Genomic DNA, 12,813 nt, shown 5'->3' with positions numbered 1-12,813 from the left:
GAAGTACCTGTATGTTGGAGCATTTGTTATGTTCAAAAAAAATACCCTTACAGTACCTGTTATGGGTATTGAACTATTAGAAAATCGCATTTTATTTGATGCAGCACTTGGCGCCACAGTTGATGCAGTCGAAGTACAACATGATCAGGCTAGTTTCGATCAAACTAATTTCGACCATGCTATCTTATCAAATGAGTTACAGATAACAGAGGCACCAAACACAATTGTCATCATCGATAGTCGTGTTGAAAATAGTGCACTCATTGAAGCAGAGTTTCCTGATGCTCAAGTGTTTACACTGTCAGGCCATTACAGTGGTGTTGAACAAATACACACTATATTACAACAGTTTCAAGCAAGCGAAACAAAGCCTCAAGAAATTATTTTATTCTCCCATGGCAAACCTGGTGAGTTATTAATTGGTAGTACTTCTCTCACAATAGATACGATTATCCAAAATTATTCTGAATTACTTAAAGATATACGTAACCTGACAGCAGATAATGCCGTATTGGCTGTCTACGGATGTGACGTTGCAAGTACTGCCGAGGGGCAAGTAGACCTCGATACCCTAGCCAATTTAACGGGGCTTGATATTGCTGCCTCTACCGACCTCACTGGAGCAAAAACTCTCACAGGAGACTGGGAACTAGAGTACACAACAAATAGTAAATTTGTTGCCCCAGTTTTATCTGCACAATTTCAACTGGAGTATCCAACAACACTCGCAGCACCAGGCAATGTAGCCAGTGCAAATCTAACGCTATGGTTAAAAGCCAATACAGGTGTTACTGAGTCTGGAGGCACAGTAACAAACTGGACTGATCAAAGTGCAGCCGGCGGTAACAACTCGGTTAGCCAAGGTGACAACACCAAACAACCCCAGCGCCAGCTGAGTACCGTTAACTTCAATCCATCACTTCGTTTTGACGGAACCAATGATGAGCTGACCAGAATTAATTTTCAGGGAACTGAAATTATCTCAAACAATAACAATACCATGTTTGCCGTCGTCAATGTTTTCTCTCCAGGAGTTGTAGCTCAATGGGAACACAACGATGGTTTTGCCCGCACAGATAGAATTAATATTGAATATACTGCCCCCAATAATCCACGCTTCGATTTTTCCGATGACGTAGGAGGGAAAATTTCCGGCCCAGCTGTTTCCAGCACTTATCATATTGTATCTGGTGTAGCAAATATCCCAAATAACTCCCTTTATGTTGATGGACTCCGAAGTGGTACTACAGGTGTTGCTCCTGCCGCTGATAACTCACTATTCGGTAACCTATCTATTGGATCTTACCCAGATGCTCTAGGTACTGTTAATGCAGGAATGAACCTTAGCGAAGTTATTATTTATAACACCACACTTTCTTTAGCTGATAAACAAAAAGTCGAAAGCTACCTAGCAGTAAAATACGGCATTACCCTTGATCCAACTGATAATGAAGGTGGTATCACTGAAGGTAATTATATTACATCTACAGGAGTAACGGCTTGGGACTTCACTGCTAACTCTGGATATCATAATAATGTCGCAGGGGTTGCCATTGACTCGGGTAGTGATCTTAACCAACTAAAATCAAAATCAATTAACTCAGGTAGTGCTGTAACCATAGAAGCAACATCATCTCTCGATGATGGTGACTACTTAATGTGGGGAAGTAATGGTGCGTCTGGAGAAATTTCAACAGAAATGCCTGCAAACTCAGGTTTTTCAAAACGTTTAGCTACCGAGTGGAAAGTGCAAGAAGTACAAGACTTTGTAAATACAACAGTTACATTTGATCTTACTACCCTTGGCTTAACAGGTAGATCATCAAGTGATTTTGCGATGGTTGTGGACACTGATGATGGTGACTTTTCAAATGCTTTTTCCTTTGTTTCACCCTCTGCATTTGACGGTTCTACTGTCACATTTAACTTAGGCTTTTTGAATAATGGTTTTTATTTTACACTTTTTACTGAAGCCAACACTGCTCCAACCATTAATAATTTAGATGGTGATTCAACAACACTAAATCCATTTGTCATTGCCACTACAACCTTAGACCAAGGCACATCAGCAACCTTTACAGATACAACCAGCAGCAACTTACAAGATGGCACATTAACAGTTCAGTTCACAGCAGGCAGCGATCCTTCTGAAGACACATTAGTGATTAATAATCAAGGTGTTGGTTTAGGCCAAATTGGTGTTGCGGGCGCTAATGTAACCTATGAAGGCACCACCATTGGTACCTTTGCAGGGGGAAGTGGTGGAACCCCTCTTACAGTAAACTTTAATACCAATGCCACTCCAACAGCCGTATCGGCCTTACTACAACAAATTCAGTATACTAATACTGATCCTGGCAGCCCTACCTTAGGCACACGAACCATCACCTTCTCGGCTACTGATGGCGATGGTGGTACCAGTAATACAGCAACTGTCACTCTTAACCTAGCCAATTCTGCACCAGCACTTAATAACTTGGATGGCGACACCCAAACCATTAACCCCGCTGTAACAGCAACAACAGCCCTCGACCAAGCAATGGCAGCAACCATTGTTGATACAGATAGCCCAGACTTCAATAATGGCAGTCTTGTAACCCAGTTTACTGCAGGTTCAGATCCAGCAGAAGACACATTAGTCATTAATAATCAAGGTGTTGGTTTAGGCCAAATTGGTGTTGCGGGCGCTAATGTAACCTATGAAGGCACCACCATTGGTACCTTTGCAGGGGGAAGTGGTGGAACCCCTCTTACAGTAAACTTTAATACCAATGCCACTCCAACAGCCGTATCAGCCTTACTACAACAAATTCAGTATACTAATACTGATCCTGGCAGTCCTACCTTAGGCACACGGACCATCACCTTCTCGGCTACTGATGGCGATGGTGGTACCAGTAATACAGCAACTGTTACTGTTAATGTAAATAATCCTGCTCCTGTCGTTAGTAATTTAGATGGTGATAATCAAAGTATTACACCTAATGTTTCCAATACCACTTTTCTAGATCAAGGCACTGCAGGTTCTGTCACAGATGATGCGCCTAATTTTAACACCGGCAGCCTCACTGCAACTTTTACTGCGGGTAGTGACAGTACTGAAGATGTTTTAAGTATAAATAATCAGGGTACCAGCCCTGGTCAAATAGGCATCTCAGGTAGCAATGTAACCTATGGGGGTACCATCATAGGTACATTTACAGGTGGCACTAATAATTCACCTCTAGTTATTACATTTAATGCAAATGCTACACCTGTAGCGGTTACAGCACTTACTCAACAATTACAGTACACCAATACAGACACCACTGACCCTACAGCAGGTACTCGTAGCATCAATGTTAATGTTGTTGATAATCAAGGGGCGACAAGTAATACTTCAACAGTCACCATAACAGTTAATAATATTAACCCTACCATTAATAACTTCACTGAAGTTATTAATGTAAATCCTGGTGATCCGACTACATTTCCTCTAGATAGAGGAACCCCAGCTACTATTGTTGACCCCACCAGTACTGACTTTAATTCAGGTACACTAACCGCAACATTTGTCAGCGGCTTAGTACCGGGTGAAGATGATGTAACGTTAAACAATCAGGGGAATGGCCCAGGTGAAATAGGAGTCAGTGGCTCAACGGTGAGTTATGGTGGAACCCCAATTGGCACATTTTCAGGAGGCACAAATGGTGTACCACTACAATTTAATTTCAATAGCAGCGCTAATCCCACAAGTGTCTCAGCTTTACTTCAGCAAATAACGTATGTTAATCAAAGTCCAGATGATCCCACAACAGGAACTCGAATAATCAATGTCGTTGCTACTGATGGAGATGGTGGTACAAGTAATGTTGCTGTAATTCGTATCGATATTAACGGAGCTACACCCAATATACCCACTCACCCTACGACATCTGGTGTAGATGGTGAAAGTAGCGGAGAGGAGTCCGAGGTTAAACCTCACATAACACCTCATCCAACATCATCCCCTATTAGCACGACATTATCCCCAGGACTTGCACCACCTAGTTTATTATCCAGCTCATTACCAGAATCCTTAAAACCTGCAACTACAGTATCGATAGATGGCAAAGTAGTCTATCACCCTTTACCTCACCATAATTATGATGCTGAACGTATTCAACATATGGTATTTGGACTCACAAATTATGATCGTGGTGATATTCCCAATGCCATGACCACCAAAGTACTTGGAGAGCCTGAAGCGACTATTCTTGATTTAATCTTTGTTGAAGTTGAAAAAGTACACGACAGTTGGGCAGGCTATATTGATCACTCTGTACAAATTAATGGACAGGCAGTAACAGGTTATGGTGGTTGCGTTATGGACGCACCAAACCATGCAAATTTCTCCATAGATGCTCAGCGAGGCGTATTTAATCTAAATCTATCGAGTGGCGAATCTGCAAAAGTTCATCTCGAAGTTTATTTAGCCAATGGCGAGACGATAGAACAAAATGTCGTTGTTGATGGCACAACAGGCTCAGTTTCATCAATGGGGTCAGGCTCAGTAAATTGTAAGCCTAGTCAAGCCACCAATGATACGTTTAATAATGAAAATTCTTTTTCAAACCAGTTAAGCAGGCTAGTGGCTACACACTATGAGCATTAATTAAAAAACACTTTACCCTTTTATTAAGGTAATAAAGACGACAACATAATTATTTTCATAACAAACTGTAAATAGCTTATAAATCAAGCCCGCCGAGGGTCATTGTACTGGAGTAGAACAGCATGTTAAAAAGCAATAAAGTAGTCCGTTTACAGCTTTCAAGTTTATTTATTGCAATAGCAGGCTGTAGTATTCAACCGGTACCATTTACAGAGCAAGAGCATTCTGCTCGGATTACTGAAGACCAACATGCCTTGGCCACCCAACAAATTGAAATCAATGGCATATTAACCTTAGAAGAAGCCTTTCAAAGAGCCTTAAAATATAATCTTGATAAACGTGTCGCGATGATGGAGGGCGTGCTTGCCTCAAAAGAGTTAGAAGCTGCAAAGTATGAACTACTACCTGACTTGCTGACCAAAGCAGGATTTAATCATCGCACTAATATTGATGGTTCTTCTAGTCGTTCAATTGACACCGGGCAGGAGACTTTGGAACCGTCTACATCAACCCAGCGTGATGTAGGTGAAGCCAGCCTAGAGTTAAGCTGGAATGTGTTGGACTTTGGTTTATCCTATATCCGCGCCAAACAACAAGCTGACCGCTACTTATTAGCCAAAGAACAAATCCGTAAAATGTCTCAACAAATCTTGCTAGATGTTCGTGCAGCTTATTGGCGAGCAGTAGCCCAACAACGTATTATGGACTACATTGAGCCTATTTTAGCAAGAGCAGAAAAAGCATACGACAACACCGAACAAATCCGCAAAAAACGTCTTCAGTCCCCTTATAAAACGCTTGTCTACCAACGAGATTTATTAACCATTATTCGTGAGTTACATATTCTTCGAAAAAATATTCTACACTCAAAAGCTGAGCTCGCTAAACTTATTAATGTTTCACCAAGCGCCAAGTTTCGTGTGGCCGTACCAAATCCTGAAGAGCTTTCTATCCCAGCTATGGCAATGTCAATTGAGCAACTTGAACAGCATGGAATTCGTTATCGCCCAGAATTAATTGGTGAAGCCTATAAAGAACGTATTTCTGCTGCTGAAGCTAAAGCAGCTTTACTTGAATTACTGCCATCTCTCAAATTAAAAGCAGGAGGTTATTACAACAGTAATGATTTTCTGGTTAATCAAAACTGGGGCAATCTTGGCCTTGATTTAAGCTATAACCTCATGGGTTTATTTGCAGGCAACAAGCGTAAAGAATCTGCAGAACTAGCAGTAGAAATCAGTAAAGCTAGACGGCTAGCGATGCATATGTCAGTACTCGCACAAGTTCACGTTTCATGGCAAAGCTATCAACAAGCTATTAAAGAGTTTGAGAGTGCACAACAGTTTGACCATGTTGAACTACGTATTGTAAAACACCTTCGGGCGAATGCACAAAAAGCCAAAATTGGTAAAAATGAAGTATTACGCGCTGAGCTAAATTACTTGCTAGGACAATTAAGACGCGACCTAAGTTATGCCGATGTCCAGTATTCGTACGGTCAATTATTACTGGCAGCAGGCATGGAGCCACTTGAAAACTCTCCAGAGTTAACCAAAGCTGACATTAATAAACAAAGCAACCAGCTCATAACACAGATTTATTATTGATTTAGCCTTATCGATCAAAATGCAAATATTAAAACGAACAATAAAAATGAAAGTTAATGTATTAAACCCGCTCCTGAATGCGTTACTGTTTATCTTATTAACTTGTGTACTTAGTACCAAGAGTTATGCAACAGATAGTTCACTGCGTGGCATTGTTCAGGCGAAACAGCGTTCCATATTATCTGCTCTAGTCGCAGGACAAATTATCCAATTACCTCTCCAGGCAGGCCAAAGTTTTAAGCAAGGAGATGTACTCATGGCACTGGACTGTCGCCATTACCAAGCAGCGCATAAAGGGGCAACAGCTGAATGGCGAGCCAAGCAAAAAGTGTTCACTAATAACCAGTCTCTGCAGCAATACAATGCGATTGGTCAACTTGAAGTTGAATTAGCAAAAAGTGAGAGGGATGTTGCCAAAAGCAAAGCAACACAAGCAAAAATTACGGTTGAAGGTTGCGAAATTAAAGCACCGTATGCAGGCACAGTTGTAAAAACATTTTCCCAGCCCTTTCAAACCATCAATGTAGGTGATCCTGTCATAGAAATTATTGACAATAAAAATTTATCTGTTGAAATGATTCTGCCTTATCAACAGTATTTTGCTACTCATCCTGGTGATAAAATTAATTTTATTATTGATGGACAGCCCAACACAACCACATTAACTATTACCCGACTTGCCCCCGTCATAGACTCTGTCAGTAACACTTTTCGGGCTTATGCTGATTTCACTCATTTATCAGCCTCCCAGCCTGTTTCGCCAGGTATGTCAGGGATTATAATTTTAAACAAAAAACCAAGTACAACTACTTCTCAATTACAGCCCTAGCGATGAATGCACCTTTACACGCTCCCCTAAAAGATAATCATATTCCTCGCACCTTACTATCTCTTTCATGTTATCATCAGTTTATCAGCGAACTTTATGAACAATCTTCCAAAGAAGCAATAACCTCACAAATTACCAGCCCACCAAACCAATTAATAAACTATGATCTCATATTATTTATTGGGTATAAAAGTAAAAAAGCCTTTGTTTATGGCGTGAGTCATAATCACCATATCAACCAAAAAGCACCACTTATACATGCCGCAAGAAAACTAATACAATCTGAGCTTATTACCAATAAAAACTCAGCATATACAACAGACCAAATTAATGATCAGTCACTGCAAGCTACGTTTGAGCAATCAGGATTAAAACAATTATACTGGTCTCCCTTCAATACCAAAAATAAATACTATGGAGGATTACTTTATTGCCGTCATACGCCATGGTGTCGCTCCGAGGAAGAAATCATTCAATTGTTAAGCTATCACTACCTTTTTTTACTACAGCAGCATCATTTTGGTAGTCTAAGAGTTTCTGGCTCAGATAAAAAACGTAGTATAAAGTACCTTAGTATCTGTGCTGTATTCATACTGTTTATGGCACTGCCTGTTCGCTTATCTGTATTGGCTCCAGCAGAAATTGTTCCACGAACCCCCATCCCTATCACGGCACCGCTCACAGGGATAATAAGTCAAGTTTTAGTGAAACCAAACCAACCCGTCAAACAAGGTGATATTCTTTATCAATATGAACCCATTGAATTAAAAAATAACTATCAGATAAAATTAGAGCAACTACAAGTTGCGGAGTCACGCTATAAAACAGCACTACAAAACACTCTTGTACAATACAATAATCAGGCATTTGCTCAGCAAAAAGCAGAGTACGAACTAGCCAAAGCACAATTAAAGCTATCCAAAGAGCAGTTGGCATTTACTCATGTTACTGCACCTAAAGATGGAGTCATACTGTTTGGGGATACACAAGCACTTATAGGTAAACCTGTGACTATAGGTGAACGTATTATGTTTTTAAGCGACCCAAATGACACTGAGCTTTCTATTGCTCTCGGGGTGCAAGACTTTACGCCTCTCCAACAAGGTAACGAAGTACTTTTTTTTCGCAACGCTGAAGCAACAATGCCTATTTCTGGCTTGTTAACTTCAATCAGCTACTTTCCTGATATCAAACCAGGGATAGGTTTAAACTACCCGCTACGAGCCAAATTAAAAATTAACACGTCAGTAGCCGACAAAGAACTCGTTAGAATAGGCCTACAAGGAACTGCCAAAGTATATGGTGAACAAGTAACACTCTTTTATTACCTATTCCGACGTCCGCTTACCGCTGTGCGCCAGTGGTTAGGTTTATGAATAAGCTACCAGCATTACGCCAAGAATTGAAAATTGAACCAGGTCCAGTAACAGCTCAAGGTTTACCTAGCTGGACACTTTATGACCCAATTCAACACAAATACTTTCGCTTAGATGAAACCGTCTTTACTATTTTAGCAGAATGGTGTAACGCACAAACAAAAGAAGCATTGCTTAATAAACTTAAACTCCGCGCTATTAATGAACAACAGCTTTCAACTGTCGAGCACTTTTTAGATAATCACCAGCTTGTTACTCACACACAAAAACCACCCAAGCGAAAACTAACCTGGCATGATATAACCCTAAAATTATGCTTTTTTAATATTTCATTATTCCAACCTCAAAATGCTTTACAACATTGGCTACCCTATTTTAATGCTCTATTTAGTAAATACTTTATTGTAACCTGGTTTATTTTAACCGGTTTAGGATTATTATTAGTAGGTCATCAGTGGGATCAATTTACGTATTCATTTAACTATCTCTATAAACCGTCAGGTTGGCTATTACTGGGTGTTTGCCTTATTTTTCTCAAGTTTTGTCATGAACTTGGCCACGCTTTAATGGCCACTCGTTTTAAAGTTCCAGTCACCTCAATTGGGATCGCTTTTATCGTTTTCTGGCCTCGTTTTTTTACTGATACAACAGCATCATGGTCACTTATATCTCGGCAGCAACGGCTAGCCATTTCATATGCAGGTGTAATGGTCGAGTTAATCATTGCTGGCGTAGCATTATTTATCTGGCCCTTTTTACCTGCAGGACCTTTTCAAACCTGTCTTACATTTATTATTACAACCAGTATTGCGATGACGTTGTTAGTCAATCTTAATCCATGCTTAAAGTTTGATGGATACTATTTACTTGCTGACTTTATTAATATCGATAATCTACAAAGCAAGTCGTTTGCGCTTGCTCGTTGGCAACTACGACATTTAATATTTGGCGCTCAATATCCTAACTATATTCATCACTTCGATACTCATAGAGTATTCCTTATCAGCTATGCCTGGCTTACCTGGATTGTTCGCTTAATTTATTTTTTAAGTATCATTTATGTTGTATACAGCTTTGTATTTAAAGCCCTAGGCATCATTCTTTTTATTGTTTTAACGTATAAATTATTGCTTATGCCGATCGTCAAAGAAATCAAGTTATGGTTTGCTCATTATGCTCCCAACAGCTCAAATCATCGAAAACTATGTATTACCAGCTTACTCTCTTTACTCGTACTAATATTTTTTATACCGCAACAATGGTCTATTAGATACCCTGCCGTTTATGTACCCACCGAGTCTGTTAAACTATACCCAATTATGCCTTCACAAGTTAGCGAAATTAGTATTTATGAAGGCATGCAGGTTCAAAAAGGTGACGTCGTAATTCGTTTTAACAGCTCTCAATTAAATTTAGATATTGCATCAACTCAAGTAACTTTAGCCGTTATTAATGAACAAATTCGTCAAATAATAGGCTCAAAGGAACAACTTATTCAATATGAGATTTTACTTCGACGAAAATATGAAGCTGAGACTAAGCTTTCTGGACTGATTAAAAACAAAGCACTATTGACAGTTCATGCTCCCTTTTCTGGCAAAATATCCTGGGTCGATCCCTCTTTAGCTGAAAATATGTGGATAAATAATAATTATCCTTATGCTCGCTTATCCAGTGAAAAGCCCGGTATATTAAACGCTTTTATTCATGCTGACGACTTACCATTATTTCAGTCTGGCCCTGCTACTTTCTACCCTGAAAGTCCGGAATTAAGCCCACTAACAGTAACCGTCTCAGAAATAGGGTCAGTCAATTTAATCTCCATAGATGAACCTCTACTTCAGTCTACACATGGTGGAGATATCCCTATAAATCAAGATCAGCAACAAAAAAACAGTCCTGTTACTAGTATCTACCCGCTTGAAGCTAAGATCACAGAAAACCTTACATATCCAGTAATGCGCTTAAAAGGCACAATTATTGCTGAGAGTAAAGCTGTGAGTCTAGCTTCTCTTGCTTGGAGGCGGATAGCCTCCATTTTACGGAGAGAATTAAGTTTTTGATTGGTTATATTAGATTGTTTAGACATGTAAAGTGATCAGAGCAACACTTAACGAATAACGATATATCCAATACGACAATATCCGTGCTCATCCTTTGTGCTATATATAGTAACTTCAGCTTGTGCAAACTTTGCAGCTAACAATGCACTTATATAAGTATCATAAACTGGGCTATCGTTATTTTTTTTCAAGTAAGCAAATCTATGACTGTTTTCACACATTGAAGGAACACCTTTTAGTAAAACTCTAAAAGTCATATCATCTGTACTACTCACATCAATTTGTTCAATTTGACCTTTAACAACTCCATCCCATGAGTGGTCAGACATCACGTTTGTAGAAAATAACCCGACCAAAATAGCAATAATAATTTTTTTCATATAAATAATACTTCCTACTTAACTCTCAGAGCAACTAAGTTAAAAGATACTCAAAAACAATATATACCAGACATTAATTTGAAGTTGATATTATCTAATCTAAATAAACATCAATTAGTCGATACCAACCCCCTCCAGAATCACATCCTTGCGTAGTTACTGTTACTCTTTTTCCTGATAAATACGCCGCTAACAAAGCCGATTTAACTGTGGGGTCAATATTGGTATCTCCAGCCCAGTCACCTGCAGCATTTGGACACTGGCGATCACCAGATGCTTTAGGAAAACCAGCATTAAGCGAAACAGCTACAGCTCCAGAATTGCTCGCATGAAACCTCTTTATCACACCGGTATCTTGCGAATAGGGCACCGCTGATACAACCGTAGATGCTACAAGTAATAAAGAACAAAACACATATTTCCGAATCAAGGATATTCCCCCTACTTTCCCACATAACTACAAGTACTAATGTATATTTCATTATCACTCAAGAACTGAAAAATCAGTGATTCGGCTATTTTCACATCTTACATTAACTACTTTCTTCGCTGAAAAAGCCGTAAGTAATAAACTATGCTTAATTTTGCTAACTTCTAGATATGCCTCTTTCTCAATAGGTAAAACCCAAAAGTTAGGGTGTCCACAAGTACCCTGTACATCTTTAAATGCAAACAAGGTTCTTGTTGCTTCACTATGTATCTTGCTAATAGTAGTATTTCCAGTCCAACCATTTACAATATCTGATGCAACCGATGTCGATGCCGACAATACTAAAAGTACTCCAAAGAAATAACCTTTCATTTTACCCCACTAAAACATAATACTACAGTCCGATAGTCAGTATTTCCTTTAGTAAGCTAGTATTACATTGATGCTTAATCTGTTTACCCAAATTAAGACTTCCTTTAACCAGTAATATAGGCTTAATAGTTTAAACCAATACTGCTTTCTACTAACTATTTTAATAGCTCAAAACTTGAGCGAATTATACATAAAGAATATCTAATCATCACTAAAATTAAGACCATTAGCATAAAATCCCTTTTTTGGCCATATGAAAATTGGATACTAGAGGAAACTCTAAATGAGCTTAATCAGTAATATACAACCAGTCAGGTGTTGGGTGGTCTTGAAAACATGCTTCTGTTTTAACACGTATTCTTTTGCCTCCCATAAAAGCAGTCAACAGCGCTGAATACTGTCCTTTGCTACCTTTACTGTCAGGATTAAGCCTTAATTGCTTTTTGTGTGTACAATTTGATCCTGCTAATGATTCTCTTAAAATCGCAAAACAAGTGCCATCCTCCGAGTCGCAACCGACACCAATTGGCGTTACCACGTCTATGCTAGCTGATACATTCATAGAAACGACTAACCAAGCAATACCCATTAGTAAATGCTTGAGAGTGAACTTCATTTATCTTTACTCCTTGGATTTAAAAGCTGATCACCAATAGTCATTGACAATTTTAAGTTTCCAACTTGCTAGCACAGCCAACCACTTCTGACTACCCTTTAACTACCACCAAACCCTGACAGTTCTATTCTTTTCCCTATATCTTGTTCCAAAGTCAGAAGACGATTTGATTTACGAAGAACCATCGTACTATTGATCAAGTAATTTTTTAGCCCTGACATACTGAAAAGCATAGACTGTGCTATTGCAGTTCATGAATTAATTTGTTCCTCCAGCAGCAGAAGACCATCCTTGGTCTCTACTACTAACTGTGCTCCCAGCACCTGCTTCACAAACAAATTCAAACCCTGCAAACAACCATCTTGCTATCCTTACAAATTTAGGGCCTGTTAACACTAATTAACTTGTCTACGATAAGCGCAAAGTGAATAAAAAAACGAAAAACAGCGTCTAGTTTTTCAAATCGTGAAAATATGCGTCTAAAGCCTTTTAGCCTACGAAATAAGC

9 protein-coding genes are annotated in these 12,813 nt (G+C 39.2%); 5 read left to right on the top strand and 4 right to left on the bottom strand.

What is annotated here, in order from left to right; all coding sequences use genetic code 11:
* Positions 1 to 28 precede the first annotated feature (28 nt).
* The 5 genes from KHS79_RS15355 to KHS79_RS15335 all read left to right on the top strand — a co-directional run bounded on the left by KHS79_RS15355 (position 29) and on the right by KHS79_RS15335 (position 10,508).
* The gene (locus KHS79_RS15355; RefSeq protein ID WP_212720112.1) at positions 29 to 4,633 is read left to right on the top strand and encodes a DUF4347 domain-containing protein; all 4,605 of its coding nucleotides are present in this window, start codon (positions 29 to 31) and stop codon (positions 4,631 to 4,633) included.
* Between the two features lie 122 nt (positions 4,634 to 4,755).
* Positions 4,756 to 6,240, top strand: coding sequence for a TolC family protein (locus KHS79_RS15350; protein WP_212720111.1), 1,485 nt, complete (start codon positions 4,756 to 4,758; stop codon positions 6,238 to 6,240).
* A gap of 46 nt (positions 6,241 to 6,286) precedes the next feature.
* Positions 6,287 to 7,069, top strand: a complete 783-nt coding sequence (locus KHS79_RS15345; protein WP_212720110.1) for an efflux RND transporter periplasmic adaptor subunit — start codon at positions 6,287 to 6,289, stop codon at positions 7,067 to 7,069.
* Between the two features lie 2 nt (positions 7,070 to 7,071).
* Positions 7,072 to 8,445 carry an efflux RND transporter periplasmic adaptor subunit gene (locus KHS79_RS15340; RefSeq protein ID WP_094786143.1) on the top strand — a complete coding sequence of 458 codons (1,374 nt, stop codon included), beginning with the start codon at positions 7,072 to 7,074 and terminating at the stop codon, positions 8,443 to 8,445.
* Positions 8,442 to 10,508 (top strand): site-2 protease family protein, encoded by a 2,067-nt coding sequence (locus KHS79_RS15335; RefSeq protein ID WP_094786142.1) that lies wholly within the window; start codon positions 8,442 to 8,444, stop codon positions 10,506 to 10,508. The genes KHS79_RS15340 and KHS79_RS15335 overlap by 4 nt, the downstream gene beginning before the upstream one ends.
* A gap of 47 nt (positions 10,509 to 10,555) precedes the next feature.
* On the opposite strand, the gene KHS79_RS15330 is transcribed toward KHS79_RS15335, so the two are convergent.
* The 4 genes from KHS79_RS15330 to KHS79_RS15315 all read right to left on the bottom strand — a co-directional run bounded on the left by KHS79_RS15330 (position 10,556) and on the right by KHS79_RS15315 (position 12,306).
* Positions 10,556 to 10,888 carry a hypothetical protein gene (locus tag KHS79_RS15330; RefSeq protein ID WP_027708894.1) on the bottom strand — a complete coding sequence of 111 codons (333 nt, stop codon included), beginning with the start codon at positions 10,886 to 10,888 and terminating at the stop codon, positions 10,556 to 10,558.
* Between the two features lie 94 nt (positions 10,889 to 10,982).
* On the bottom strand, positions 10,983 to 11,318 hold the full coding sequence (locus tag KHS79_RS15325; protein WP_133296008.1) for a hypothetical protein: 336 nt from the start codon (positions 11,316 to 11,318) through the stop codon (positions 10,983 to 10,985).
* A 54-nt stretch (positions 11,319 to 11,372) separates the two neighbouring features.
* Positions 11,373 to 11,690, bottom strand: a complete 318-nt coding sequence (locus KHS79_RS15320; protein ID WP_094786140.1) for a hypothetical protein — start codon at positions 11,688 to 11,690, stop codon at positions 11,373 to 11,375.
* A 289-nt stretch (positions 11,691 to 11,979) separates the two neighbouring features.
* Positions 11,980 to 12,306: a hypothetical protein gene (locus tag KHS79_RS15315; RefSeq protein ID WP_212720109.1), complete on the bottom strand. Its 327-nt coding sequence runs from the start codon at positions 12,304 to 12,306 to the stop codon at positions 11,980 to 11,982.
* Positions 12,307 to 12,813 lie beyond the last annotated feature (507 nt).

Origin of the sequence: Zooshikella ganghwensis, from assembly GCF_018263875.1 — a bacterium.
In the GTDB taxonomy this organism is placed as follows: Bacteria; Pseudomonadota; Gammaproteobacteria; order Pseudomonadales; family Zooshikellaceae; genus Zooshikella; species Zooshikella ganghwensis.
The sequence above is the reverse complement of the archived record's forward strand: the minus strand, read 5'-3'. Positions and strand labels throughout refer to the sequence as shown.

Coding starts and splice junctions, on each gene's coding strand:
- KHS79_RS15355 (WP_212720112.1), top strand. CDS start 29: ATGTTCAAAAAAAATACCCTTACAGTACCTGTTATGGGTATTGAACTA.
- KHS79_RS15350 (WP_212720111.1), top strand. CDS start 4,756: ATGTTAAAAAGCAATAAAGTAGTCCGTTTACAGCTTTCAAGTTTATTT.
- KHS79_RS15345 (WP_212720110.1), top strand. CDS start 6,287: ATGAAAGTTAATGTATTAAACCCGCTCCTGAATGCGTTACTGTTTATC.
- KHS79_RS15340 (WP_094786143.1), top strand. CDS start 7,072: ATGAATGCACCTTTACACGCTCCCCTAAAAGATAATCATATTCCTCGC.
- KHS79_RS15335 (WP_094786142.1), top strand. CDS start 8,442: ATGAATAAGCTACCAGCATTACGCCAAGAATTGAAAATTGAACCAGGT.
- KHS79_RS15330 (WP_027708894.1), bottom strand. CDS start 10,888: ATGAAAAAAATTATTATTGCTATTTTGGTCGGGTTATTTTCTACAAAC.
- KHS79_RS15320 (WP_094786140.1), bottom strand. CDS start 11,690: ATGAAAGGTTATTTCTTTGGAGTACTTTTAGTATTGTCGGCATCGACA.
- KHS79_RS15315 (WP_212720109.1), bottom strand. CDS start 12,306: ATGAAGTTCACTCTCAAGCATTTACTAATGGGTATTGCTTGGTTAGTC.